Annotated in this window: 1 protein-coding gene; it reads right to left on the bottom strand. The window is 65.9% G+C overall.

Annotated elements, in window-relative coordinates:
* A partial coding sequence (locus ACEN88_RS32945) for a YeeE/YedE thiosulfate transporter family protein (protein ID WP_413346493.1) occupies positions 1-700 on the bottom strand: 700 nt, incomplete at its 3' end.
* Between the last annotated feature and the right edge of the window lie 186 nt (positions 701-886).

Here is an 886-nt window from a genome sequence, read left to right as displayed (position 1 = left end):
GCCCGTGCAGCCACGGCGACGCGTGCGCGGGCCGCACGGTCGGGTCGACGAGGCGGCCGTGCCGGCGCTTCTCGACGACGACGGTGACGTACGCGATCAGCGCGAACACGGCCCAGTTGAGCAGCAGCGCGGGCGCCAGGCCCAGCGTCTTCACGAGCGAGACCGGTTTCAGTTGCGGCAGCGACGTCCAGAACGGCATGTGCGCCGTCGCGATGACGGAACCGGCGATGAACGCAAGCAGGGTCACGATCATGCGCGTGCTGCCGCCGCCGACCGTGTAGAGCGTGCCGGACGCGCAACCGCCGCCCAGCTGCATGCCGATGCCGAACATGAACGCGCCGACGATCACGGACGTGCCCGCGGGCGACACGAGCCCATTGACGGGATTGCCAAACAGGGTGCCGGCGGACAGTGCCGGAAAGAACAGCGCGACGCCGACGGCGAGCATGATCATCTGCGCGCGCAGGCCGGCGCCGCGGCCGTCCGCGATGAAGACGCGCCACGCGGACGTGAAGCCGAAAGCGGCGTGGTACAGCGCGAGGCCGAGCAGCGCGCCGACGACGAACAAGGCGGCGTGCTTCGCACCGACGGTCTGCGCGAGATACCACGCGCCGAGGACGATGAGCAACAACGCGACGCCGAGCGGTTTCGGGTTGACGTCGGCGCCGCGGGGGAATGTTGGCGAAGCTGCAGTAGACATTGGGAAACGATCTCGGGATAACGTAAGTCGTTATTTTCGCTCGTTTTTTTGTTTCCTGCTGGGGCGGGCAAAAACGAAAATGGGCATCGATTTCTCGACGCCCATTTTGAATTCTGGCTCCCCGACCTGGACTCGAACCAGGGACCTGCGGATTAACAGTCCGTCGCTCTACCGACTGAGCTATCA

It is taken from the genome of Massilia sp. CT11-108 (assembly GCF_047302915.1).
Taxonomy (GTDB): Bacteria; Pseudomonadota; Gammaproteobacteria; order Burkholderiales; family Burkholderiaceae_D; genus Telluria; species Telluria orientalis.
The sequence above is the reverse complement of the archived record's forward strand: the minus strand, read 5'-3'. Positions and strand labels throughout refer to the sequence as shown.